Source organism: Hydrogenophaga sp. (assembly GCF_048549895.1).
In the GTDB taxonomy this organism is placed as follows: domain Bacteria; phylum Pseudomonadota; class Gammaproteobacteria; order Burkholderiales; family Burkholderiaceae_C; genus Hydrogenophaga.
This window is the reverse complement of sequence record NZ_JBLYYB010000114.1, coordinates 19,166-44,552: the sequence shown is the minus strand read 5'-3', so window position 1 is coordinate 44,552 and position 25,387 is coordinate 19,166. Positions and strand designations below refer to the sequence as shown.

The window sequence follows — 25,387 nt, the reverse complement described above, 5'->3', positions numbered from 1 at the left end:
GATCGACGAGCCCTCGCTCGACCAGGCACTGGAATGGGCCGCACGTGCCCCTTGTGCCAGCACCGGCAGCGTGGAGGTGCGCCCCGTGCTCCCGCCCATGGGTGCTCCGCAGGCATGAACACCCCGGCGGCCGAGGCGGCTGCGCTGACGGCGCGGGATGCCTACGGCCGCCTGGTGGCCTACCTCGCCTGGCGCTGGAGCGACCTGGCCGCCGCCGAAGATGCGCTCGGCGACGCCTTGCTCAAGGCGCTGGAGCGCTGGCCGCTGGACGGCGTGCCGGCGCAGCCCGAAGGGTGGTTGCTCACCGTGGCGCGGCGTGAGCTGTTGCAGTCGGCGCGCCACCGGGGCGTGGTGCAGCGCCTGGCTGACGACCCGCTGGTGCGCGAGCTGTTGCCACGCGAAGACGACACGGCTCCCGAGCCTTTTTTGCAGGCAAATCCAATTCCCGACAACCGCCTGCGCCTCATGCTGGTCTGCGCTCATCCAGCCATCGATCGTTCGGTTCGCACGCCGCTGATGCTGCAGGCCGTGCTTGGGCTTGACGCACAGCGCATGGCCGCCGCGTTTCTGGTGTCGCCCTCTGCCATGGCGCAGCGGCTGGTGCGCGCCAAGCAGAAGATTGCGCAGGCCGGCATTCGATTTGAAGAGCCCGATCCGTCCGACCTGCCTCAGCGCACGCATGCCGTGCTGGAGGCGGTGTACGCCGCCTACGGACTCGCCTGGGAGCGCCTGGGCGCCGCAGGGGACGATGCCGCGATGGGCACCGAACTGGCCGCCGAGGCGCTGTATCTGGCCGAGCTTTGCGTGGCCTTGCTGCCCCACGATGCGGAGGCGCGTGGTCTGTGGGCGTTGATGTTGTTTTGCGAGTCGCGTCGTCGTGCACGGTTCGAAGCGGCCGCCGATGGCAGCGAGCGCTTTGTGCCGCTGCACGAGCAAGACACAGCTCGTTGGGATCACGCGCAGATCGCCCGAGCCAACAGCCTGCTGCGCGAAGCTGCAGCACTCGGCCAGCTGGGGCCTTACCAGCTGGAGGCCGCGATCCAGTCGGCCCACGCGCAACGCGCCATCACGGGGCGCGTGCCCTGGGGTGGCATCGCCCAGCTTTACAACGGCTTGCTGCAGATCGCGCCCACCGTGGGTGCGCAGATCGGTCATGCTGTGGCGCTGGGCACCGCACACGGCGCCGAGCACGGTCTGGCCGCGCTGGACGCGTTGCCCGAGGCCGACGTGCGCAACCACGCGCCCTGGTGGGTGGCGCGTGCCCACCTGCTGGAGCAACAGCGCCAGTGGGTCGAGGCCGCCGAAGCGCTGCGTCACGGCATGGGCCTGACCGTTGACCCACGCCTTCGGGCGCACCTCTGGCTCAAGCTGCAAGCACTGCAGGCCGCGCCGGTGACAGACACCGCTGCTTGATGCGCCCACAATGCCACACAACAAATTTCTCAAACTCCCCGAGGACGACAACATGACCCGAACCATCCACCAACTCTTCGACCTCAAAGGCAAGACCGCCCTGATCACCGGCGGCTCGCGTGGCCTGGGCCTGCAGATGGCCCACGCGCTCGGTGAAGCCGGCGCCCGCGTGGTGATCAGCTCGCGCAAGGCCGACGACCTGGAAGCCGCCACCGCCGAGCTGCAGGCCGCCAACATCGACGCGCGCTGGATCGCGGCCGACTGCTCGAAGGAAGAAGACATCCAGCGCCTGGCTGATGAAAGCCTGCAGCGCCTGGGCGACATCGACATCCTGATCAACAACGCCGGCGCCGCCTGGGGCGCACCCGCCGAAGACCACCCGGTGGACGCGTGGGACAAGGTGATGAACCTCAACGTGCGCAGCTACTTCATCCTGAGCCAGATCGTGGCCAAGCGCAGCATGATCGCGCGCCGAACCGGCAGCATCATCAACACCGCGTCGATTGCCGGCCTGGGCGGCAACCCGCGCGACATGAAGACCATTGCGTACAACACCTCCAAGGGCGCGGTGATCAACTTCACCCGCGCACTGGCGGCCGAGTGGGGCGCGCACGGCATCCGCGTGAACGCCATCTGCCCCGGCTTCTTTCCGAGCAAGATGACCATGGGCACGCTCAAGGCCATGGGCGAAGAGCGCCTGGCCGCGCATGCGCCGCTGGGCCGCCTGGGCGACGACGAAGACTTGAAGGGACTCACGCTGCTTTACGCGAGCGACGCCGGCAAACACATCACGGGCCAGTGGCTGGCGGTGGACGGCGGCGTCAGCATCATCACCGGGGGCTGAGCACACTCTTTTGGTACTGAGCACAACACCGTTCGGGCTGAGCCTGTCGAAGCCCTCGCACACACATTGCAAGAACCCTTCGACAGGCTCAGGGCGAACGGATATCACTTCAATGCCATGAAATTCAGCGTCCGCATCCCCTTCGTCGAACTGCTCGGCTTCGAACTGCAAAAGTTCGAAGGCGGCGAGGCGGAGATCACGTTCAAGCCTTCCGAAGATCACTTGAACTCCTTCGACGTCGTGCATGGCGGCGCCAGCATGACGCTGCTCGACGTGGTGATGGCGCACGCCGCGCGCTCGGTGGAGGTCGACATGGGCTGCGTGACCATCGAGATGAAGACCAGTTTCATGCGCGCAGCCAAGGGGCCGCTGACCGCCAAGGGCAAGCTGCTGCACCGCACCGCCACCATGGCCTTCACCGAAGGCAGCATCTTCGACGCAGCCGGCAAGCTCTGCGCGCACGCCACCGGCACCTTCAAGTTCGTCGCCCGGCTGCCGGTGGGCGCGGGCAGCGTTCAAGCTCTCAACCGCATCTCGACCGACTGATTTCACTGACCGAATTTTCAGGAGACACACCATGCCCACCAACCAACAGATCGTGCTCGACAACCGCCCCCAAGGCGAAGCCACCGTCGACAACTTCAAACTGGTCACCACCGAAACGCATGCGCTCACCGACAACCAGGTGCTGGTGCGCCACCACTTCCTGAGCCTGGACCCCTACATGCGTGGCCGCATGAACGACAGCAAGAGCTATGCGGCCTCGCAGCCGCTGGGCGAAGTCATGATCGGCGGTACCGTGGGCGAGGTGGTCGAGTCCAAGCACCCCAAGTTCCAGCCCGGCGACAAGGTCGTGGGCATGGGCGGCTGGCAGCAGTACAGCGTGGTCGACGCCGCACAGCCCGGCGCGCTGCGCAAGGTCGACACCACGCACGTGCCGCTGTCGTACTACCTGGGTGCGGTCGGCATGCCGGGCGTGACCGCCTGGTACGGTCTGGTGAAGATCATCAACCCCAAGCCCGGTGACACCGTGGTGGTGAGCGCAGCCACGGGCGCGGTGGGCAGTGCCTTTGGTGCGCTGGCCAAGGCGCGCGGCTGCCGTGCGGTGGGCATTGCAGGTGGCCCCGACAAGTGCAAGTACGCGGTGGAAGAACTCGGGTTTGATGCCTGCATCGACTACAAGCTGCACAAGGACGCGTACTCGCTCGCCAAGGCCTTGAAAGACGTGTGCCCCAAAGGCATTGACGGCTACTTCGAGAACGTCGGAGGTATGGTGCTGGATGCCGTGCTGCTGCGCATGAACGCCTTTGGCCGCATCGCCGTGTGCGGCATGATCGCCGGCTACGACGGCCAGCCACTGCCGCTGACCAACCCCGCGCTGATCCTGGTGAACCGCCTGAAGATCGAAGGCTTCATCGTCAGCGAACACATGGAGGTGTGGCCCGAGGCGCTCACCGAGCTGGGCACCCTGGTGGCCACCGGCAAGTTGCGCCCGCGCGAGACCGTGGCGCAAGGTCTGGCTGCGGCACCCGAGGCTTTCATGGGTTTGCTGAAAGGCAAAAACTTCGGCAAGCAACTGGTCAGGCTGATCTGAACTGACGGAGGGCGCCATGGCCGCCACGCACGAGGTGTTCAACCAGCCCGCGCCGCTGGTGGACGTGAACCTGTTCGCCACCAACCGGCCGATGCAGGCGGCCCTGAAGTTCAACGCCCCGGCGCTGGACACGGCTCCGTTGCACGCTTTGGGCGCTGTGGCGGGCAGCGGCGAGATGCAGGCGCATGCGCGGCTGGCCAATGTGCACGCGCCGCAGCTCAAGACGCACAACCGGTTTGGGCAGCGGGTGGACCTGGTGGAGTTTCATCCGAGTTATCACGTGTTGATGGCCGAGGCTGTGGGTGCTGGGTTGCATGGTGCGGCTTGGGGGAGCCCCCACCTCCTGCGCGCCGCCGGCTTCATGCTCTTCACCGAACTCGAGCCCTCCATCCTCTGCCCCATCTCCATGAGCTACGCGGTCGCCCCGGCACTCAAGGACAACACCGCCATCCACAACGACTGGGCGCCCGGCCTCACCAGCCGCAGCTACGACCCCACGCTCAAGGTCTGGCACGACAAGACCGGCCTGACCATGGGCATGGGCATGACCGAGAAGCAGGGCGGCTCCGACGTGCGCGCCAACACCACGCGCGCCGAACCGGCCGGCCATGACGCCTGGGGCCAGCGCTTCAGCGTTACTGGTCACAAGTGGTTTTTCTCCGCACCCATGTGCGACGCCTTCCTGATCCTCGCGCAGACCACCAGCGGCCTGAGCTGCCTGTTTTTGCCGCGGGTGTTGCCCGACGGTTCAATGAACCAGCTCTTCATCCAGCGCCTGAAGGACAAGCTGGGCAACAAGGCCAACGCGAGTTCCGAGGTGGAGTTCGTCGGTGCCAGCGCCTGGCTGGTGGGCGAAGAGGGGCGTGGCATTCCGCAGATCCTGGCCATGGGCACCATGACGCGGCTCGATTGCGCGCTCGGCACCAGCGGCCTCATGCGCCAGGCGCTGAGCATTGCGCTCAACCACACCGCCCAACGCAAGGCTTTCGGCAAGCTGCTCATCGACCAGCCGCTGATGAAGAACGTGCTGGCCGACCTGGCGCTCGAATCCGAAGCCGCGACCGCGCTGGCCTTGCGCCTGGCGCGCAGCTTCGACCGCACCGACAACGCCCACGAACAGGTGATGAACCGCCTGCTCACCCCCGTGGCCAAGTTCTGGATCTGCAAACGCGGCAGCCACTTTGCGCAGGAAGCCATGGAATGCCTGGGCGGCAATGGCTATGTGGAAGAGGGCGGTGAAGGCGTGATGGCGCGCATCTACCGCGAGATGCCGCTGAATTCCATCTGGGAAGGCGCGGGCAACATCATGGCGATCGATCTGCTGCGTGCGCTGCGCAAGGCCGACGCCGCCGCCGCACTCGCGCACGAACTCGCCCCCGCCAAAGGCATGCACCCCGCGCTGGACCGCCTGGCCGCGCAACTGCCGATTCGCGTGGAAGAGATGGCCAGCGAAATGGAAGCGCGCCGCCTCGCGCAAGACGTGGCCCTGGCCGTGCAGGCCGCGCTGCTCGCACAGACCGCACCCGCCGCCGTGTTCAGCGCGTTTTGCGATTCGCGCATCGGCGGTGCGTGGGGCCACAGCTTTGGCTCGCTGGGCGCCGGGGTCGACTTCGGCGCCATACTCGAACGCGCCAAACCCTCATGACCGCCCAAATTCCCGTTCGGGCTGAGCCTGCCCTTCGACAAGCTCAGGACGATCGGAATACCAACACCCCCGTTCGGGCTGAGCTTGTCGAAGCCCTCGCCAGCACCTGGGCCAGCCCTTCGACAGGCTCAGGGCGAACGGACATCACATCACCCGGAGACCGCTGAACCATGTCCGACCTCATCCTGCACCACTACCCCACGTCCCCCTTCTCGGAAAAAGTGCGCCTGATCCTGGGCCACAAGAAGCTCAGCTGGCAGAGCGTGAACATCCCGCGCATCATGCCCAAGCCCGATGTGATCACCCTCACCGGTGGTTACCGCCGCACGCCGTTTCTGCAGATCGGCGCCGACATTTATTGCGACACCGCGCTCATCTGCGACGTGCTCGAACACCACCAGCCCACACCCACGCTCTACCCCGAGCACCTCAAGGGCGCCGCACGCGTGCTCGCGCAGTGGGCCGACAGCACGCTCTTCTGGGCCGCCATGGGCCACAACCTCAGCCCCAAGGGCGCAGCGGCCCTGTTTGCCGGCCAGCCACCCGAAGCCGCGCAGGCCTTCGCAGCCGACCGCGGCGCCATGCGCACCGGCATGACCAGCTTGCGCCCGGGCGACGCCACCGCCGCCTACAAGAGCTACCTGCGCCGCCTCTCGACCATGGTGGAAATGCACCCCTTCCTGCTGGGTGACGCGCCCTGCGTCGCCGATTTCGCGGCCTACCACCCGCTGTGGTTCAGCCGCGTGGTCAACCCCGCCATGGCCGGCATCCTGGACGCCACGCCCCACGTCATCGAGTGGATGGACCGCATGGCCGCCATCGGCCACGGCCACCTCACCAAGCTCACGTCCACCGAGGCCATCGCCATCGCCGCTGCTGCGCAGCCCGCGCCGCACACCGACGACACCTTCCAGGACGACCACGGCATTGCGCTGGGCAGCCGCGTGACCATCAACGCCGAGACCTTTGGCCAGGAACCCACCGAAGGCATCCTGCGCGCCGCCACCCGAACCCGCTACACGCTGGAGCGCACCGACGAACGCGCCGGGCTGCTGCATGTGCATTTCCCGCGCATCGGTTTTGTGCTGAGGGAAGTGCGCGCTTGAATGCCCCGACCCTGACCTGGCGCTGCCTGCCGTTTGATGCCCTGCATGCCCGCACGCTGTATGCCCTGCTGCAACTGCGCACCGAGGTGTTCGTGATGGAGCAGAACTGCGTGTTCCAGGACATGGACGGCGCTGATGCGCAGTGCTTTCACCTGCTGGGCGAAGGAGCCCGGGGGCTCGAAGCCTACGCCCGGCTGGTGCCGGCAGGCCTGAAATTCACCGAGGCCAGCATCGGCCGCGTGGTCACGCTGCCGGCAGCACGCGGTGGCGGCCTGGGCCATGTGTTGATGCGCGAGGCGGTGCAGGCCTTGCACGGCCTCTGGGGCACGCAGCCCATCCGCATCGGCGCGCAGGCGCACCTGCAACCGTTCTACCAACAACACGGCTTTGAGCCGTCCGGCCCGATCTACATCGAAGACGGTATCGACCACATCGAGATGGTCAGAGCTGCCTGATTTTTCATACCCACCGAGGAGACCCACATGATTCAAGACTTCCAAGGCAAAACCGCCGTGCTCACCGGCGCGGGCTCGGGCTTCGGCCTGGAGTGCGCGCGCATCGGTGCCAGGCTCGGCATGAACCTCGTGCTGGTCGACGTGCAACAGGACGCGTTGGACAAGGCCACGGCCGAGATCACCGCCACGGGCGCGCGCGTGCTGTCGCGCAAGGTCGATGTGTCGAGCACCAAGCAGATGGAAGCACTGGCCGCCGATGTGGAAAAAACCTTCGGCGCGCCGCACTTTGTGTTCAACAACGCGGGCGTGGGCTCAGGCGGCCTGATCTGGGAAAACTCGGTGAAGGACTGGGAGTGGGTGCTGGGCGTGAACCTCTGGGGCGTGGTGCACGGTGTGCGCCTGTTCACCCCCATGATGCTGGCGGCCGCAAAAGCCGACCCCACTTGGCGCGGCCACATCGTCAACACCGCCAGCATGGCCGGCCTGCTCACGCCGCCCAACATGGGCATCTACAACGTGAGCAAACACGCGGTGGTCAGCCTCACCGAAACGCTCTACCAGGACCTGAAGCTGGTGAGCGACCAGGTGAGTGCCAGCGTGCTCTGCCCGTACTTTGTGCCCACCGGCATCAGCCAGAGCCACCTCAACAAGCCGGCTGAACTGGCCGACGAGAAGGCCACGCAAAGCCAGATGATCGGCCAGGCCCAGAGCGACAAGGCCGTGAGCTCGGGCAAGGTCACCGCCGCCCAGGTGGCGCAGCTGGTGTTCGACGCCATCACCGCCGACCAGTTCTACATCTTCAGCCACCCGCGCGCGCTGGGCAATGTGCGCGCGCGCATGGAAGGCATCGTGAACATCACCAACCCGGCGGACCCGTTTCATGAGCGGCCGGAAATCGGTGTGGCCTTGCGCGCGGCGCTGCGCGCAGCCTGAACAAGCCATGGGCGAGGGCGGCCACGCGCTGTTCGACACCGCCATCGGCGTCTGCGGCATCGCCTGGGGCGCTGCGGGTGTGGTCGCGGTGCAGTTGCCCGAGGCCGATGCGGAGCGCACCCGGGCGAGGCTGCTCAAAGGCCTGCCGACGTTGCCCGAGGTGGACCAGCCACCAGCGTCGGTGCAGGCCGCCATCAAGGGTGTGCAAGCCCTGTTGAACGGCGAAGCACGCGACCTGTGCGAGGTGGCGCTCGACATGAGCAGACTCACCCCGTTCCAGCGCGGCGTTTACGCCCTGGCCCGCGCCATTCCGCCCGGCCAGACCCGCACCTACGGCGAACTCGCCCGCGAACTCGGCGATGTGGGTTTGTCGCGCGCGGTGGGGCAGGCCTTGGGCCACAACCCGTTCGCGCCCATCGTGCCCTGCCACCGCGTGCTCGCGGCAGGCAACCAGCCGGGTGGTTTTTCGGCCAACGGGGGTGCGATCACCAAGCTGCGCATGTTGGCGATCGAGGGCGCTCGGCCCACGGGCACAGCGTCGCTGTTCGACGACGCCTGAGTTGGTCAGGCCGGGTCTTGCGCGGTCTGGTGCGCAGCCGACTTTTTCACCTGATTGCCCAGCACCAGTGCGCGCCCGGCAAACAAACCACCGGCGGCTTCCATGTCCATGCGCTCGGCATCGCGCTGGCGCAGGTGCTCCATCACCTCGTCGGCTTCTTCCTCTTGCGCGCCCAGCGTCAGCACGGCCTGACGACCCATGGCCATGGCGGACTCGAAGGTCTCGCGCACGAGGTAGCTCACGTCGGCCTTTCGCAGAGCCAGCACATGCTCGCGGTCGAAGGCCCGCACCAGCAGTTCGGCTTGGGGGAACTCGGTTTTGGCCAGCTCGGCGACGCGCGTGGCGGCTTCCTTGTTGTCGATGCAGACCAGGATGGCCTGCGCCGTGTGCGCGCCCGCGGCGTGCAACACGTCGGCGCGGCAGCCGTCGCCGTAGTAGACCTTGAAGCCGTAGGCCTCGGCGTCGCGGATCATCTGCACGTTGTTGTCGATGATGGTGATGCTGGCGCCGCGCGCGATCACGCCCTGGCTGGCAATCTGCCCGAAGCGGCCGAAGCCGATCACCAGCACGCTGGCGGCTTGACCATTCACCGCCTCGATGCCTTCCATGGACACGCCCGGCTTCGTGGCCAGGCGCCGGTGCACCAGCACCACCAGCGGCGTGAGCGCCATCGAGAGCACCACGATGGCGGTCATGTTGGCGTTGACCACCGGGTCGATCACCTTGGCGCCCAGCGCCGCAGCAAACAGCACAAAGGCGAACTCACCGCCCTGCGCCATGAGCACGGCGCGGTCCAGCGCGTCGGCGTGTGAGCTCTTGGCAAACCGCGCCACGCCGTAGATGCACAGCGCCTTGACCACCATCATGGCCACCACGCCGGCCACGATCAGCGGCCAGTTGCTCGCCACCGCAGCGAGATCCAACGACATGCCCACGCTCAGGAAGAACAGGCCCAGCAGCAGCCCGCGGAAGGGCTCGATGTCGGCTTCGAGCTGGTGGCGGAAGGTGGATTCGGACAGCAGCACGCACGCCAGGAAAGCACCCATGGCCATGGACAGGCCGCCCACCTGCATGAGCAGCGCGGCGCCCAGCACCACCAGCAGGGCGGCGGCGGTCATGACCTCGCGCGCCTTGGCGTTGGCCAGCACGCGGAAGAGGGGGTTGAGCAACCACACGCCCGCGGCAATGAGCGCCACCAGCGAGCCCAGTGCCAGGCCGATGGTGGCCCAGCGCGAGGACGTGACCGCCACTGTGCCCGCCAGATCGGCTGGCGCCATGAAGGTCACCACCGCCAGCAGCGGCACGATCAGCAGGTCTTCAAACAGCAGGATGGCCACGATCTTCTGCCCGCGCGGCTGCGCCATGTCGCCGCGTTCGCCCAGCAATTGCATGACCACGGCGGTGGAGGTGAGCACAAAACCCATGGCGCTCACGAACGACACCGGCAACGAGAAGCCGAACGCCAGGCCCACGCCCGTGAGCAGCAGACCACACACCACCACCTGCAGGCTGCCCAGGCCGAAGATCGCGCGGCGCAGGCTCCACAGGTGCGAAGGCTGCATTTCCAGGCCAATGACGAAGAGGTACATCACCACACCGAGTTCGGCCGTGTGCAGGATGGTGGCCGGGTCGCTGATGAGGGACATGCCGAACGGCCCGATGGCCAGCCCGGCGGCCAGATAACCCAGCACCGAGCCCAGACCGAGGCGTTTGAACAGGGGCACGGCCACCACCGCGGCGCCGAGCAGGGTCACAACTTTCAGCAGATCGCCTGCGCTGCCTTCAACGGCCATGGGGAACTCCAGTGGGTGAATCGATGAACCGCGAAATTGTGACGCACACGCCCAACGCCTGCGCCAGAGCGGATCGGCCGCAGCCTGGGTGCCGAGATCGGCCCGGTGCAGTTCAGCCTCACCGCCTTTTTCCTGGCCCTCGGTCAGGGCCGGTTCACGCTGGCCAGCGTCTCGCCCATCCTGGCGCTGCTGGTGGGCACGTTGCCGATCCCCGAGGCGCAGCTCACCTCGCGTGAGGGCAAGCCGCCAACCCTTCTGCCAGCGCCTGCACCGACAGCGGCGCGCACCCCTCGGCTTTGTTGCTGATCGTCACATAGGCGTTTTGCCCGGCGCCGGTCACGCCGGCGATGGTGCGCACCAGCAGTGCGCGGGTTTCGTCGTCTGCGTCGTGGATGCGGTCGTAGGGGCTGTATTCCTTGCGCGCGTCTTCATAGCCGTAGGCGCCGTGCAGCGGGTTGAGGTTCCAGCGGCACACCATGGGTCCGGGCCAGAGCTTGCGCAGCAGGGGCAGCTGCTCGGCCAGGCGCGGCATCTTGGCGTGCAGGCAGAGGCACCAGGTGGCCCCGGCTTCGCGCAGCACGGCAGCGAGTTCGGGGATGAACACCGGGTCCAGCCACTCGGGGTCGCGCACTTCGACCGCCAGCACACCGTCGGGTGCGGTGGGTGAGAGCGGCGGCTGGGCCAGCAGCAGGGTGCGCAGGCGTTGCAGCACCAGCGGCAGGTTGTGCAGCAGGTGGCGCGGCATGGGGCTGAGCTGGAACACCAGGGCGCCCACCTTGTGGCCCAGGCCGGCGAGTGCGGGCGCCACAAAGTCTTGCGTGGCCAGGGCTGCGTCCAGAAACGCCGGGTTGGGCTGGCGGCCGCGTCCGTCTTCACCGCGCACCAGCGCGTCGGTCACGTGGCTGGGCGCATTCACCACAAAACGGAAATCGTCGGGCACCTGGGCGGCGTAGCGCGCGTACTGGCCTTCGGTGAGCGGGCGGTAGAAGCCGCGGTCAAGGCTCACGGTGCGCATCAGCGGGTGCTGCGCGTAGGCCCGAAGACCGTCTTTGGAGAGTTGCGCATCGGGGTAGTCGTCATCCCACACCAGGCCGGCCCAGCCGGGGTAGTTCCATGACGACGTGCCCAGGCGCGCCCTGGCCGGCATGAGCGGGGCCAGGGCTTGCAAAGCTTCGTCGGGTGGGGCAGGGGACACCTCTGTCCGACGTTTGCGCACCGGCGGGTCTGCCGATGGCGGCACGGGTGCGCGAGGGTCGCCGAAGAGCTGGTCTTGCATGGTGGGCGGGTGCCGGGTACCTGGCACGACCGCCACCCGGGTGGCTTTGATGGTAGCGCGGGGTGTTCAGCGAAACAGCCGCTGCAGCCAGGCCCGCGCACCGGTGAGGGGTTTGCGCATCGAGGCGGGCAGATGACCGGCGGCCGACGCAAAGTCCAGCTCGAAGTCGACGTCTTCCGACACCTGCGCCCGGTGGCGCGTGGCGCGTTCGGGCACCGCGAGCAGTTGGCGGTGCCTGGCCAGGGCAGAGCGCAGCGTGCGGTTGAGGTACTCGGGGCCAGCGGGTTTGGCAATGAAGCGGTAGATCTGACCTTCGTTGATCAGCCGACCGATCACGGCGCTGTCACGCTCCTGGCTGTACACCAGCACCACCACTTGCGGCTGGTTGCGGCGCACGGCACGTATCAGGTCCATCTGCTGCGAGCGCGCGCCCTGGATGTCGGTGATCAGCACGGCCACTTTCTGCCGGGTGAGCTGGCTGACCGCTTCGCCGATGTCGTTGGTACACACCATGTTGTTCGCGCGCTTGACGGCCGACTGCCACTGCGCAGCCGCGCTGCCATCGCTGTCGAACACCAGCACGCCTTCGTCGAATGCGTCGGGTCCATCGGCCCCCACGGTGTCCTGAAAATCAACCCAGGATGCCTGCGTCATGCGGGCCACCTTGGCCGCATCACCCACGGTCTCCAGCAGCTTCTGGTTGTCCCAGGGCTTGGAGATGAAACGAAAGACTTCGCTGTCGTTGACCGAACTCAACACCGCATTGAAGTCGGAGTAACCGGTGAGCAGCAAGCGGATGCTGCGCGGCGACACCTGTCGCGCCCGCTCCAGGAATTCGGTGCCGGTCATGCCGGGCATGCGCTGATCGCTGATGACCACGTCGAAGTTTTCGGCGCTCAGCAGCGCCAGCCCGTCGATCCCGCTGGAGGCCACGGCCACTTCGTACTGGCCGCGCAGCAACCAGCGCAGCGAGCGCAGCAGGCCGGGCTCGTCGTCGACGCACAGCACCTTGGGCAGTGAAACCTGGCTCATGGTCACGCTGCCTTGTCGATCGGCAGCCGCACCCTGAACTCGGTGCCCATGCCGACTTCGCTGCTGACCTGGATGTCGCCTCCGTGCTCTTCCACGATGTTGCGGGCGATGGCCAGGCCCAGGCCTGTGCCTTCGCCGTCGGGCTTGGTGGTGAAGTAAGCCTCGAAGATGCGGGGCAGCACGTCGGCCGGGATGCCTCGGCCGGTGTCGCGCACGCTGACCGTGATGTGGCGGGCGTCGGCCTGGGTGGACACCGTGATCGTGCCTGCGCCTTCGATGGCCTGCGCTGCGTTGTTGATGAGGTTGAGAAACACCTGGTTGAGCTGCGACACATTGCACTCGATGGCCGGCAGGGGTTGAAACGCCCGCTCCAGCGTGACCTTGGTCGAGATCACCGTTTTGGCGATGTAGCACACGCTGTCCAACGCGGTGTTGAGGTTGACTTCGGCGGTGTGGGCGCGGTCCAGGCGTGTGAAGCTGCGCAGGTTGTCCACCAGTTCGTTCATCTGTCCCATGCCCATGAGCACGTCGCCCAGCATCTCGCGCGCCTCCCGCACTTCGAGCATGGCCGAGGCCAGCTCCCGCGCCTGCTTCTCCGCATCCACCGGCGCCATCACGGTGTCGGACTCGCTCACGGTTTCGGTGCGGAAGATCGAATGGCGGATCTGGCGGTGCACGGCGCCTTCGAGCTGGTCCAGTGCCTGGATCGACATGAGAACGTTGTTCTTTGAAAACGCCAGCGGCGTGTTCAGCTGGTGTGCCACACCCGCCACCATCTGCCCCAGCGAGGTCATTTTTTCCGACTGCGCCAGGCGCTGCTTGGTCGCGTCGCTCTCGCGCGCCTGCCGCTCGATGACGGTCTGTGCCCGGCGCACGATGCTCAGCAACACCACATAGAGCAGGGCCAGCAGCCCCGCCACGATGGCCAGTTGCCGGTTGGAGCTGCTTTGCACTTTCAAATGGTTTGATGCGGCTTGCTCTGCCAGACGGGTCTGGTTGGCCTGCGCCACCTGCTTGAACTCGCCGGACGTGGCCTTGATCTGGCCCAGAAACGGGGTCACGTCGGCATACACCTCGAAGACGCCAACGGTCTTCTGGGTGCCGGGTTCGATCACCGGCAGGTAGCTGGCGATCAGGTCGCGGTTTTCCACCATGCCTTGCAATGCGCTGAATTTGTCGCGAAAGGTCAGCTCGCTGATGGCCTTGCCGTTCAGGGCCGCGCTCTTCCAGCCGGCGTTGCCCGACTTGTCTTCACCGATCTGCGCCAGCTCGGTGGAATAGACCGTGATGCCGCTCAGGTCGTACACCTTGATCTTGTAGATGGTGCTGCCCTGCATGGCTTCACGCACGCGCGCATCCAGCGGATCAAAACTTTTCAACGCCCTCAGCTTTGCACCGACCTCCTTGAAGCAGGTTTTTTTCTCAGGTGTTGCGCCCGACTTGCCCTGGGCGTCCACCCCATCGGGCATGGCCCTGCAGAGCGCGAAATCGACCGAGCCGATCTCGGCCAGGTACGGGGTCAGATCGCTGGTCCAGAGCGCGTTGGAGAAGAGCCGCGTCAAGTTCACGTTGCCTTGCTCGTTCACGGCCAGCAGGTCGCGCCGGGCCACGGCATCGGCACGGTTCACGAAGTCGCTCTGAATGTCATTCAGTATCTGTGCTTCATTGGTCTGAACCTCCTGGAAGAAAGAAGACTGGCGGTGTTCGAAGTACATCAGGGTGGTGGTCACCACGCCGAACGCCACCAGGCTGGTGGCGGTGAAGTAGCGGGTGAGGCGGAAGTAGTTGTTCATGAAATTTCCAGCGGGATGTGAAACCGGGGCCACCAGTGCGGGAGAGATCTCGCACGGGGGCCGTGTCGGGCCGGCTGAGATACTAGGTAGGGGTATCAAAACAACCCATACTTCAATGGAGGTATTTCGTGGTCAGACAGGGATCGGATGGTGACAAAAGTCATGCGTTCATGAGAAAAAAGTTCTCCGCAGATGCCCTTGTTTGCCTGCCAGACCCGCCTCGTGGCGTGTGGCACACTCCCCCCGCTTTTTCAACCACACCGACAAGCGCCCCAGAGGCGTGCAGAGCCACAGATGCAGAACATCGTTGCGCAGATTGCGCAGGAAATCCGGGTTGGCGTTCACCAGGTCCAGGCCGCCGTGGACCTCATCGACGGCGGGGCCACCGTGCCCTTCATCGCGCGCTACCGCAAGGAAGCCACCGGCGGGCTGGACGACATCCAGCTGCGCGAACTGGCCTACCGGCTGGAGTACCTGCGTGAACTCGAAGCGCGCCGCGAAACCATTCTCAAAAGCATTGACGAGCAGGGCAAACTCACGCCCGAGTTGCGCGCGGCCGTGCTGCTGGCAGCCACCAAGCAGGAGCTGGAAGACCTCTACCTGCCGTTCAAGCAGCGCCGTCGCACAAAAGGCGTGATCGCCCGCGAATTCGGCATCGAACCCCTGGCCGACCAGCTCTGGGCCGACCCCACGCTGGACCCCGCCACCGAGGCCCAGGCCTTCACCCGCCCACCCGAGGTGCTGGACGACGGCAAACCCGGCGCCGATTTCTCCACCGTGCCGGCCGTGCTGGACGGTGTGCGCGACATCCTCTCCGAGCGCTGGGCCGAAGACGCCGCGCTGCTGCAGAACCTGCGCGAATGGCTCTGGAACGAAGGCCTGCTCAAGAGCACGCTGGTGGCTGGCAAAGATGAGAACGCGCCCGAGGTGGCCAAGTTTCGCGACTACTTCGACTACGACGAACCGATCGCGCGCGTGCCTTCGCACCGTGCGCTGGCCGTTTTCCGTGGCCGCTCGCTGGAGATCCTGGATGCCAAGCTGGTGCTGCCGGAACCTGTGGACACGCCTGCTTCGACAGGCTCAGCCCGAACGGTGGTTGTGCCGAGCCTCGCCGAAGGCCGCATCGCCCTGCAGCTGGGCTGGAGCCACCAGGGCCGCAAGGCCGACGACCTGCTGCGCAAGTGCGTGGCCTGGACCTGGCGCGTGAAGCTTTCTCTGTCCAGCGAGCGCGACCTGTTCGCCCGCCTGCGCGAAAGCGCCGAGGCGGTGGCGATCAAGGTCTTTGCCGACAACCTGCGCGACCTGCTGCTGGCCGCACCCGCCGGCCCCAAGGTGGTGATGGGCCTGGACCCGGGCATCCGCACCGGCGTGAAGGTGGCGGTGGTGGACGCCACCGGCAAGCTGGTGGACACCGCCACGGTGTACCCGCACGAACCCCGGCGCGACTGGGACGGTGCGCTGCACACGCTGCGCCTGCTGAGCGAGAAACACGGCGTGAACCTGATCGCCATCGGCAACGGCACCGCCAGCCGCGAAACCGACAAGCTGGCCGCCGACCTGATGAAGCAGCTCGCCCGGCCCGAGATCCAGAAGGTGGTGGTGAGCGAAGCGGGCGCCTCGGTCTATTCGGCCAGCGAATTCGCGTCTCTGGAAATGCCCGACGTGGACGTGAGCCTGCGCGGCGCGGCCAGCATCGCGCGCCGCCTGCAAGACCCGCTGGCCGAGCTGGTGAAGATCGACCCCAAGAGCATCGGCGTGGGCCAGTACCAGCACGACGTGAACCAGAGCGAACTCGCGCGCACGCTGGACGCGGTGGTGGAAGACTGCGTGAACGGCGTGGGCGTGGACCTCAACACCGCCAGCGTGCCGCTGCTCTCCAAGGTGTCGGGTCTCTCCGGCAGCGTGGCCAAGGCCGTGGTGCGCTGGCGCGAGGCACACGGCGCTTTCAAGAACCGCCAGCAGCTCATGGACGTGGCGGGCCTGGGCGCCAAAACCTTCGAGCAGAGCGCGGGGTTCCTGCGCATCCGCGGTGGCGACAACCCGCTGGACATGACTGGCGTGCACCCCGAGACCTACCCGGTGGTGGAGCAGATCATGAAAACCACCGGCAAGCCGGTGGCCGAGCTCATGGGCCGCGCCGACATGCTCAAGACCCTGCGGCCCGAGCTGTTCGCCAACGAGCGCTTCGGCGTGATCACGGTCAAGGACATCCTGGGCGAACTGGAGAAGCCCGGCCGTGACCCGCGCCCGGACTTCCAGGTGGCGCGCTTCAACGACGGCGTGGACGACATCAGCGACCTGCGCGAGGGCATGATCCTCGAAGGCACGGTGAGCAACGTCGCCCAGTTCGGCGCCTTCATCGACCTGGGCGTTCACCAGGACGGTCTGGTGCATGTGAGCCAGCTGGCGCACAAGTTCGTGAACGACGCGCGCGAGATCGTCAAGACCGGCGACATCGTCAAGGTCAAGGTGATGGAAGTCGACGTGGCGCGCAAGCGCATCGGCCTGTCGATGAAGCTGGGGGATGCGCCGGGGCGCAGTGCAGGGCAGGGCGCCGGCCCGCGCGACAACCGCTTCGAGCCGGTCCGATCGGGTCGCCCGGACGGGCGCAACGCGACCGGCGGCTCGGGGGCAGCGGCACCGTCGGCCATGGCGTCCGCGTTTGCCCGCCTGCAGGGCTCGGGCAAAGACCGCAAGGGCTGAGAAAACCGGATTGAACCCGGCCAGTTCGTGGCTGGGGTAGGGGCTCAAGTTGGGGGCATTGCCGCCGATACACCTTGGGACGGGCAATCATCAGGTCATTGCCCGCAACGACCCCAAGCCGCCATCGGACTTCACCCCATGCAACTCGAAGCCCTGCTGAACTTTCCCCGCGCGCTGCCCGCCATGTCGCGCACCGTGTCCGACCTCCTGGCGGAGATGAACAAGGACGATCCGAGTCCCAAGCGGGTGTCCGACCTGATCTCGCAAGATCCGTCGCTCACCACGCGGGTGCTGCGCCTGTCCAATTCGGCGTTTTTCCGCGTCAGCCGCAAGATCGGCAGCGCCGAAGAAGCCGTGGCCATGCTGGGCATGACCCATGTGCGCTCGCTGGTGATGGCTGCAGCCCTGGGTTCGAGTTTCAAAAATGTGCCCGGGGTGAACCTGCCGCAGTTCTGGCGCTACAGCCTGCGCGTGGCCGACATCTCCAAATCGCTCGCGGGCGTGCTGCGTCAGAACGAGAGCAACGCCTTCACCGCCGGCCTGATCCACGCCATTGGCGACCTGATCATGCACATCGCCATGCCCGATCTGGTCGCGCCGCTGGACATGGGCACGCCGCCACTGGATCTGAACCGCGCACAGGCCGAGATGTCGGTGTTCGGCTACACCTATGCCCAGGTGGGCGCGGGCATGGCCGAGAAGTGGCAGTTCCCCACCACCATCGTCTCTGCGCTGAACAACCAGATCAGCCCCTTCGAAGGCGAGGCCTACGACCCCCTCGGGGGCGTGCTGCACCTGGCCTCCTGGCGCGCACGCGCCGAAGAGATCCAGCTCGACGAAAACGGACTCGTGGCCACCTTTCCCGATCTGGTGGGCCTGTCGCTGGGGCTTGACCTGGACAGTGTGCTGGGCAAGGACCCCTCCGAGTGGTCGTTCAGCCAGGCCCTGGGTGCGTTCATTGACTGAAAAAGAACTCAAGTGCGCAGGTTTTCAGGCGATAAAAAATCAGCAAACCCCAATCGGGTGGGCATACAAGTTGGGGGAATGACATGCATCTCGAGAAGCTTCTGAAACGACCCGATGCGTTGCCATCTGCCCCCAAGGTGGTGCGCAAGCTGATCGAAACTTTCGATCAGGAAGATGTCGATGCGATGCAGGCAGCGGCCTACATCGAAGACGATCCGGTGCTCACCGCCAAACTGCTCAAGACCGCCAACTCGGCCTTCTTCGGCCTGCACCGCTCGGTGTCCAACGCGCGCGAATCGATCCAGGTGCTGGGTCTGATCAAGGTGCGGGCGCTGGTCATTGCCGCCTCGCTGGGGGAAGGGTTTCACGCCGTGGGCGGCGTCAACCTAAACCAGTTCTGGCGCTACAGCCTCAACACCGCCAACCTCTCGCGCTACATCGCGCTGCCGATCCGCATCGACGAGAACACCGCCTTCACCGCCGGCCTGATCCATGGCATCGGCGAACTCGTGATGCACGTGGGCATGCCCGAGGCCATGATCGACCTGGACCGCAGCGTGCCCATGCTCGACCTCAAACGCTCGGCGGCCGAGCGTGGCCTCTTTGGCTACAGCTACGCCGAGGTGGGTGCCGCCCTGGCGCGCGAGTGGAATTTTCCGAAACGCATGATCAACGCCATCGAGCACCAGACCGCGCCGTTCGAAAACGAGGTCTACGAGCCGATCGCCGGCGTCATTCACATCGGCTCGTGGCGCGCACGGGCCGAAGAGCAGGCCATGCGCTCCGAGCTGCTGATCAACACCTACCCCGATCCGGTGGGCCTGGTGCTGGGCATCGACCCGGACACCGTGGTGGCCGAGGAAATTCCCTCAATCTCGCGCCACACCGAGATCACGGAAGTCGAAGAAACGCCGGACGATTCGGTCATCACCTGAACCCGCCCTGAAAACAGGCTGCGAGACAATCGCGGCCATGCAAGCCCTTCGCCTCTACGCCGGCCCGCGCGCCCGCCAGCACATCGAGCAACACGGTCTTCGCCCGCAGGACGTGGGCGTGATCCCCGCCGCCGCCGGAGGGCCCAAAGGCCTGATCCTGGGGCCGCTCGACCGCTTCCTCTTCGGCCACTGGCTGCCCCAAAGCGCACAGCCGGTGCATCTGGTGGGAGCCTCCATCGGTGCGTGGCGCATGGCCACGGCCTGCCTGGACGCGTCGGTGGCCGGCTTCGAGCGGCTGGAGCGTGATTACATCGCCCAGCACTACGCCTTGCCACCGGGCCAGAAGCGCCCCACACCCGACCAGGTGAGCGAGCAGTTCGGCGGCAGCCTGAAGCTGTTTTATGGCGGACGCATCCCGCAGGTGCTGCACCACCCGCGCTACCACCTGCACATCGTGACCTCGCGTGGGCGCCATGTGCTGGGCCGAGAGGGCCGCGTGCGCACTCCGCTGGGCTACCTGGGTGCGTTTGCTGCCAATGCGCTGCACCGCAAGGCGCTGGGAGCCTGGCTGGAGCGGGTGGTGTTTTCCACCACCGCCGAGCTGCCGTTTGCCACGCAGGATTTCCGCACCCGCCAGGTGATGCTGAGCGAGGCCAACTTCATGGACGCGTTGCAGGCCAGTTGTTCCATTCCCTTCGTGCTGCGCCCGGTGCACGGCATTGCCGGCGCGCCACCGGGCGCCTACTGGGACGGCGGCATCACCGACTACCACCTGCATCTGGACTACCAGCCGCCGACCAAGGCGCCCATCGTGCTGTACCCCCACTTCCAGCAAGCGGTGGTGCCGGGCTGGCTCGACAAGGCCTGGAAGGGCCGCCACCGCAGCAGCCCCGCGCTGGACCACATGCTGATGCTCGCACCCGACCCGGCGTGGGTGAAGACCCTGCCCGACGCCAAGCTGCCCGACCGCCAGGATTTCACCCGCTACGGCCCCGACCTCGCCGGGCGCATGAAGGCCTGGAGCGGTGCCACCGCCGCCAGCCAGCAACTGGCCGACGAGTTCGCGCAGTGGCTTGAACGGCCAGACCCCACCCGGCTGCAGCCGCTGTGAGCGGGCGGGGCAGGGGGATAATTGCGGGCATGTCCGCCGAGCCTTCCGTCCCCATTTCTGCCCCCATGTACCTCACCGCCGCCCTCTACCAGTTTGTCGATCTGCCCGACTTCGCCGATCTGCGCGAACCGCTGCAGGCCTGCTGCGAGACCAACGGTGTCAAGGGCACGCTGCTGATCGCGCGCGAAGGCATCAACGGCACCATCGCCGGCCCCGAGGCGGGCGTGCGCGCCGTGCTGGCGCACCTGCGATCTGACGAGCGCCTGGCCCGTCTGCCGCACAAGGAGTCGTGGAGCGGGCACCCGCCGTTTCACCGCATGAAGGTGCGCCTGAAGAACGAGATCGTGACCCTGCGCGTGCCCGGCCTGGACCCGAACAAGACCGTGGGCCAGTACGTGAAACCACAAGACTGGAACGCCCTGCTGGCCGACCCCGATGTGCTCGTGATCGACACCCGCAACGACTACGAGGTGGCCATCGGCACCTTCGCTGGCGCGGTCAATCCGAACATCAAGACCTTCACCGAGCTGCCCGCCTGGCTGGACGCACAGCCGGCCTTGCAAGACGGCAAGAAGCCCAAGGTGGCGATGTTCTGCACCGGCGGCATCCGCTGCGAAAAGTCCACCGCGCTCATGAAGATGCGCGGGTTTGATGAGGTCTACCACCTCGAAGGCGGCATCCTCAAATACCTTGAAGAGATCCCACCCGAACAAAGCACCTGGCAGGGCGACTGCTTCGTGTTCGACGAACGCGTGAGCGTGGGTCACGGTTTGCAGCCCGGACCTCACGAGTTGTGCCGCTCGTGCCGCTGGCCGCTGAGCGAAACCGAGAAGGCTTCGGCGCACTATGTGAAGGGCGTGAGTTGCCCGCACTGCCATGACCAGCGCAGCCCGCAGGAGAAAGCCCAGCTTGCCGAGCGCCAGCGCCAGGTTGAACTGGCGCAGTCACGCGGGCAGGTGCATGTGGGTGCGCGCCAGGGCCAGCCCGACGGCACTGCGCAAGGACCGGCTTAGCTGCAGGCAGTCGATCGGCCCACGCAGCAGCGCAGCCGGCGAGCTCCAGCCTGCGACCTTGAATCCGGCTCTGCGCAGCAAGTGCAGAGACACGGTGTTGTCGCTGGCAATCAAGGCGTCCACCCGAGGCAGGTCCAGCGCATTCGCCTCATGGATCAGGGCGTCGAGCAGCGCTCGGGCAGCGCCTTGGCGCCAGTGCAGTCGATCGGTCTGGTACACCAGCCTGGCGAACTCGCCTGAACCACCCCGGTGCACGGTGAGACTGCCTTTGCCCACCCAGTGGGTGGACCCTGCCACCGTGAGCACCCGGGTGAGGTGGCGCTGGGGGTGTTGCCGGGCAAGCAGCTTGTCAAAGGCTTGCTCCATCCCGGCTTCACTGTAGTAACCCGCCGGCTTCGGTTCGTTGAAGTGTTCAAAAGGTTCGCGGTTGTTTCGCTCGAATTCGGCGAACGCAGCGCATTCCCCGGGCGTCAGCATCCTGGTGGAAAACCTGGGCATCACACCATCACACGGGCAGCGGCAGGTAGTGCGCGTAGTTCGACTGGCCTTGTTCTCCCACGTCGGCCACCCGGTGTGTCATCAAGCGGGCCGCCGTGCCCAGCAACACGGGATGCTGGCGTTGCGCGAGGGCCCAGTAGGGTTTGTTCAACAGCATGGCGCGCAGGTGCCGGCCTTCGCGCGTGGCGTCCACCCATTGCCCGGCGGGCGCGAGCTGGACAGGCGTGGGGTTGCGCCCATCGACCAGCGCCAGCCAGGTGTGGCCAAACAGGATGATGTTGGACATCAAGGTCCCCCGCGCCAGGCGAACGGCCTGGTCGAACAGCGCCAGGGCCTTGCTCGCGTTGCCTTCGGCGTACTCGACCATGCCCTCCACCGCCAGCGCCGTGGCCTGTCGGGGTTGCAGCGGGCGGCTCGCGTGTCGCGCCTGCAGGCGCATGAGCAAGGCCCTGGCCGCACGCCGTTTGCCCGCCACCAGCGCGAGCTGGGCCACGAACAGCCATTGGTCTTCGGAACACCAGATGCCAAAGTCGGCCATGTCTTGCATGGCGTCCTCGGCCAGCGCCAGCGCTTTGTCAGGATCACCAGCCAGATAACAACAGCGTGCTTGCAACCATCGGCCCACGGCGATGCCCATGGGGGCCGAGCGCAGGGCAGGATGCTCGACCGCGATCACGCTGGCACTCAGGCCAGCCTGGTCGTCGCTGCGCGCGTGAAGGCTGCCCAACTGGAGCTGCGCGAACAGACGCGCAAGCGCAGGACCACCCCGTTCACTGGATTCGAGGCCGCTTTCAAGTTGGTGTCGGCACGCCTCCCACTCGCCCCGAGCACAGGCCCGGACGCCATGGAGGATCTGCAGCCATGCGGTGGTGGGTGCATGGCCGAGCCAGCGCGCGCTGGCGGTTGGGTCGGCATGGGTGTGCGTGTCGCCACCGGCGGTCTGACCCGTGGCGATGTGGTCCAGCTCGCACCGCAGCAGGTGCACACGACACACGAGATCGGGGGAGGACGAAGGGTTGATCAGGGAGGCGGCTTCGCGCCACAGCGCGACCGCCTCAGTGGCCTTGCCTGCGGTGGCCAGCACCTGCGATGCCAGCAGCAGTGCCCTGGCATGGCACGGGTGAGGCGCGGCCTGGCGCACCATCGCCACGCCGGCCATGGCCCGCTCGACGGCTTCTGCCGTGCGATGCTGGTAGAGGATGTACAGGGCGCTGCACAGGTTCGCCCACCCCTCGTGGGCGCCGTCTTTGGCCTCAATGGCCAGTTGGGCCATGCGCTGCGTGCGCAGGAGGGTGGATGGGTCTGCGCGCTGGGCCATCACCAGCGCGTATTCGGCCCAGATGCGCAGCGGGCAGTGGGGCATGTCGACGCAGATCGCCATCAGGGGCAAGGCCTTGTCGGACTGGTCCAGGGACACCGCCAGCGAAACCAGCTGGTCCGCGTCCTCCCAGAACCTGGTTTCCTGCCCGGCGTTGGGTTGCAACCCCGATCTCATGCGGACAATGAGCGACACCTCGCGCGCAGCCCGCAGTGCGAGCTCGGCGGGGGCGGGGCCTTCCACATGGTTGCTGTGGCCCACGCCGTCCAGCTGCATCCACCATTCGAGCCTGAACCGGTCGTCCTGCGCCGTCATCCGGCTGCGCACCACCGGTATGGCGATTTCGCGGGTGCCGGGCCACACAACGCTGGCACTTCGGTACCGGTCGTCCTCCATCGACTCATGCACCCGGATCGCCTCGCTGGCCGGCACGGTGGCCACACCATGCCCGTGCAACACATGGCTGGCCACCGACAGCAGGCCATAGCGAACCCATGAAAGGTCTTCGCGGGGCAAGGTGCAGTCGGTGGGCAACCACAGCACGCGGCTTGGACCCGCCGGACGCAATGCCATTTCGGCAGCCGGGGAGGCAGACGCAGGCGTGGCAATGGCCTTTCGCACCTCGCTGGCGAAGCGGTAGCCCACCCGGTGGATGGTCTTGATGGGCCCGGGCTCCTTGCCCGAGATGCCCAAGGCCTTGCGCACTTTCATGATGCTTTGCGCGATCACCGATTCGGAAACAAAGTGATTGCCCCACACGTGTTCCAGCAGCTCGTCCTTGCTGGCCACCCGCCCCTCGAGCTTGAGCAGGTACAGGATGAGATCGAAGGAGCGACGTTCGATCTTCTGGACGACCCCGTCCCGCAAAAGTTCTCGCGTGTCGCTGCGGATGACGCAATTTTCGAAGTGGTATTCCTCCCGCCAGGCGCTGCTTTTTTCCGTCATCTTGGGTTCCTTGTGGACGATTCGCGATGCCATGCCCCCACTTCTCCGAGTTTTGAGGCGACAGGTTCAAAAATGCTGTGCGCGTGCGCTTTGCTGTGGGCATTGCATTGGCGAAAAGGGGCGCACCCGCAGCGGCCTTGGTGCAATCCAGACAACCAAATGTAAGTATTTATTGTTCTGTTTGTGACTTTATAGAACGTTGGAACCGCACACACCATGGGTTTGTCGACCCATGACCTGACCTGGCCTGTTTCATCGGCGTTTTCCGACAGCGCACTGTCCACCGACGTCCAGTCCAATCAAGCTGGCCGGGGGGGTGACTGCGGCCCGGGCGTTGCAGCCTGGGTGGCTGCGTCCGTGCGCTGGCGGTCGCGCTGCATTTCCGGCACGCGGTGAGCGACGTAGGTGCCCGTGCTCAGGCCCAGCAAATAGAGCAGTTCGGGACCGAAAACGGGCATCTGAAGGTCGTTGAACACATCGGCCAGAAAGACGATGACCAGTGCGACGGTCCACGCGAGCATCTGAAATCTGGCGATGGAGCAGCCTTCGTCATCGGAGATCAGCTCGCGCATGAAGCGCCGCACCTTCCAGCGGGGTGCGTTGAAGGTGTCGGTGTCGCCAGCCTGCAGGGCCGCCACCGCTGTGGGAGGGCCCGCCGCTTTCACGAAGGTGTCGCCCAGCGCGGTGCCTGCGCTGATGCTCAGCGTCGACAGGATGGAGCTGTTCAGCGTGTCGAAGTTGCCGGTGGCCACCCAGATCACCAGAAAGGCACCGAAGATCACGAAGAACCACAGCGCAAGTTGCACCTTGGCCAGGCTGAACCGGTGCGACAGGATGCCTGCGGGAAGTTGGTAGCGCTCCATCAGCAGGGTGGTGTGCATGGCCAGTGCGCAGAAAGCCAGACTGATCGTGGCCACGATCACCAAGGCGATGAGCAACCAGCGCCAGTTGAGCACGGTGAGCTGCGCGCGCCCGCTGGCCTGGGTGAAGTCGGTCGCAAACGGGTCCACCTGTTCCAGGCCGACGCTGAATTGCACCGACCGCCGGAAGGTCAGCGGGCTGAGCAGGTGGGTCCAGATGTCCCGGTTGCGGTCGGTGATGCGCAGATGAAACTGAAGCCGACCGCTGCCGAGGTCCACCGCCAGTGGTGTCACGCCCGAGAGCGCACGCCCATTGAGGTAAGGCACCAACTGCCAGGCTGGGTGGACCGACGCGGGCCCGCTGCGCGTGGCGGCTGGTCCGCCCAGGGCAAGGTTCCACTCTGCCAGGTGATCGACCTGAACTTCGACGATCCGGTCTATTTCCAGCTCCCCCACGATCGCCCTCACATGGGGCCATGTGGGCACGGGGATCACCGGGGGCGTGGCGGTGGGCGGCGCTGTTTGGGCGTGGGTGATGAGCGACAACAGCGAGAGCAGACACGCCAGCGCGCAGGGAAAAAGGCGGTCCATGCGT

Annotated in this window: 21 protein-coding genes; 14 read left to right on the top strand and 7 right to left on the bottom strand. The window is 66.2% G+C overall.

Going from position 1 to position 25,387, the window contains the following annotated elements; genetic code table 11:
- Window positions 1-114: 114 nt before the first annotated feature.
- From ACN4F8_RS12150 to ACN4F8_RS12110, 9 genes are all read left to right on the top strand, one after another.
- Complete coding sequence (locus tag ACN4F8_RS12150) at window positions 115-1,413, top strand: RNA polymerase sigma factor (RefSeq protein ID WP_419473840.1); 1,299 nt, start codon at window positions 115-117, stop codon at window positions 1,411-1,413.
- A gap of 52 nt (window positions 1,414-1,465) precedes the next feature.
- Window positions 1,466-2,257 (top strand): SDR family oxidoreductase, encoded by a 792-nt coding sequence (locus ACN4F8_RS12145; protein ID WP_419473839.1) that lies wholly within the window; start codon window positions 1,466-1,468, stop codon window positions 2,255-2,257.
- A 117-nt stretch (window positions 2,258-2,374) separates the two neighbouring features.
- A complete protein-coding gene (locus ACN4F8_RS12140) occupies window positions 2,375-2,803 on the top strand; it encodes a PaaI family thioesterase (protein WP_419473838.1) in 429 nt (142 codons plus the stop codon).
- Between the two features lie 31 nt (window positions 2,804-2,834).
- Window positions 2,835-3,851: an NADP-dependent oxidoreductase gene (locus tag ACN4F8_RS12135; protein WP_419473837.1), complete on the top strand. Its 1,017-nt coding sequence runs from the start codon at window positions 2,835-2,837 to the stop codon at window positions 3,849-3,851.
- 16 nt (window positions 3,852-3,867) lie between these two features.
- Window positions 3,868-5,496: an isovaleryl-CoA dehydrogenase gene (locus ACN4F8_RS12130; RefSeq protein ID WP_419473836.1), complete on the top strand. Its 1,629-nt coding sequence runs from the start codon at window positions 3,868-3,870 to the stop codon at window positions 5,494-5,496.
- 170 nt (window positions 5,497-5,666) lie between these two features.
- Complete coding sequence (locus tag ACN4F8_RS12125; RefSeq protein WP_419473835.1) at window positions 5,667-6,602, top strand: glutathione S-transferase family protein; 936 nt, start codon at window positions 5,667-5,669, stop codon at window positions 6,600-6,602.
- Complete coding sequence (locus ACN4F8_RS12120; RefSeq protein WP_419473834.1) at window positions 6,599-7,057, top strand: GNAT family N-acetyltransferase; 459 nt, start codon at window positions 6,599-6,601, stop codon at window positions 7,055-7,057. The genes ACN4F8_RS12125 and ACN4F8_RS12120 overlap by 4 nt, the downstream gene beginning before the upstream one ends.
- A gap of 27 nt (window positions 7,058-7,084) precedes the next feature.
- Window positions 7,085-7,990 carry an SDR family oxidoreductase gene (locus ACN4F8_RS12115; protein ID WP_419473833.1) on the top strand — a complete coding sequence of 302 codons (906 nt, stop codon included), beginning with the start codon at window positions 7,085-7,087 and terminating at the stop codon, window positions 7,988-7,990.
- 7 nt (window positions 7,991-7,997) lie between these two features.
- Window positions 7,998-8,549, top strand: a complete 552-nt coding sequence (locus ACN4F8_RS12110) for a methylated-DNA--[protein]-cysteine S-methyltransferase (protein WP_419473842.1) — start codon at window positions 7,998-8,000, stop codon at window positions 8,547-8,549.
- 5 nt (window positions 8,550-8,554) lie between these two features.
- On the opposite strand, the gene ACN4F8_RS12105 is transcribed toward ACN4F8_RS12110, so the two are convergent.
- From ACN4F8_RS12105 to ACN4F8_RS12090, 4 genes are all read right to left on the bottom strand, one after another.
- Window positions 8,555-10,342 (bottom strand): monovalent cation:proton antiporter-2 (CPA2) family protein, encoded by a 1,788-nt coding sequence (locus ACN4F8_RS12105; protein ID WP_419473832.1) that lies wholly within the window; start codon window positions 10,340-10,342, stop codon window positions 8,555-8,557.
- Between the two features lie 223 nt (window positions 10,343-10,565).
- Complete coding sequence (locus tag ACN4F8_RS12100) at window positions 10,566-11,618, bottom strand: DUF72 domain-containing protein (protein ID WP_419473831.1); 1,053 nt, start codon at window positions 11,616-11,618, stop codon at window positions 10,566-10,568.
- Window positions 11,619-11,684: 66 nt separating this feature from the next.
- Window positions 11,685-12,650: a response regulator gene (locus ACN4F8_RS12095; protein WP_419473830.1), complete on the bottom strand. Its 966-nt coding sequence runs from the start codon at window positions 12,648-12,650 to the stop codon at window positions 11,685-11,687.
- Between the two features lie 2 nt (window positions 12,651-12,652).
- On the bottom strand, window positions 12,653-14,443 hold the full coding sequence (locus ACN4F8_RS12090) for a sensor histidine kinase (protein WP_419473829.1): 1,791 nt from the start codon (window positions 14,441-14,443) through the stop codon (window positions 12,653-12,655).
- Between the two features lie 294 nt (window positions 14,444-14,737).
- Between ACN4F8_RS12090 and ACN4F8_RS12085 the strand changes: the two genes are divergently transcribed.
- From ACN4F8_RS12085 to ACN4F8_RS12065, 5 genes are all read left to right on the top strand, one after another.
- Window positions 14,738-17,146: a Tex family protein gene (locus ACN4F8_RS12085; RefSeq protein ID WP_419473828.1), complete on the top strand. Its 2,409-nt coding sequence runs from the start codon at window positions 14,738-14,740 to the stop codon at window positions 17,144-17,146.
- Window positions 17,147-17,284: 138 nt separating this feature from the next.
- Window positions 17,285-18,112 carry an HDOD domain-containing protein gene (locus ACN4F8_RS12080; protein ID WP_419473827.1) on the top strand — a complete coding sequence of 276 codons (828 nt, stop codon included), beginning with the start codon at window positions 17,285-17,287 and terminating at the stop codon, window positions 18,110-18,112.
- A gap of 83 nt (window positions 18,113-18,195) precedes the next feature.
- On the top strand, window positions 18,196-19,047 hold the full coding sequence (locus tag ACN4F8_RS12075; RefSeq protein ID WP_419473826.1) for an HDOD domain-containing protein: 852 nt from the start codon (window positions 18,196-18,198) through the stop codon (window positions 19,045-19,047).
- A gap of 37 nt (window positions 19,048-19,084) precedes the next feature.
- Window positions 19,085-20,158: a patatin-like phospholipase family protein gene (locus ACN4F8_RS12070; RefSeq protein WP_419473825.1), complete on the top strand. Its 1,074-nt coding sequence runs from the start codon at window positions 19,085-19,087 to the stop codon at window positions 20,156-20,158.
- 65 nt (window positions 20,159-20,223) lie between these two features.
- A complete protein-coding gene (locus ACN4F8_RS12065) occupies window positions 20,224-21,171 on the top strand; it encodes a rhodanese-related sulfurtransferase (RefSeq protein ID WP_419473824.1) in 948 nt (315 codons plus the stop codon).
- Here ACN4F8_RS12065 and ACN4F8_RS12060 read toward each other — a convergent pair.
- From ACN4F8_RS12060 to ACN4F8_RS12050, 3 genes are all read right to left on the bottom strand, one after another.
- The gene (locus ACN4F8_RS12060) at window positions 21,103-21,648 is read right to left on the bottom strand and encodes a GNAT family N-acetyltransferase (RefSeq protein ID WP_419473823.1); all 546 of its coding nucleotides are present in this window, start codon (window positions 21,646-21,648) and stop codon (window positions 21,103-21,105) included. The genes ACN4F8_RS12065 and ACN4F8_RS12060 overlap by 69 nt on opposite strands.
- 28 nt (window positions 21,649-21,676) lie before the next feature.
- A complete protein-coding gene (locus ACN4F8_RS12055; RefSeq protein WP_419473822.1) occupies window positions 21,677-23,965 on the bottom strand; it encodes a winged helix-turn-helix domain-containing protein in 2,289 nt (762 codons plus the stop codon).
- Between the two features lie 266 nt (window positions 23,966-24,231).
- Complete coding sequence (locus tag ACN4F8_RS12050; RefSeq protein ID WP_419473821.1) at window positions 24,232-25,383, bottom strand: hypothetical protein; 1,152 nt, start codon at window positions 25,381-25,383, stop codon at window positions 24,232-24,234.
- Between the last annotated feature and the right edge of the window lie 4 nt (window positions 25,384-25,387).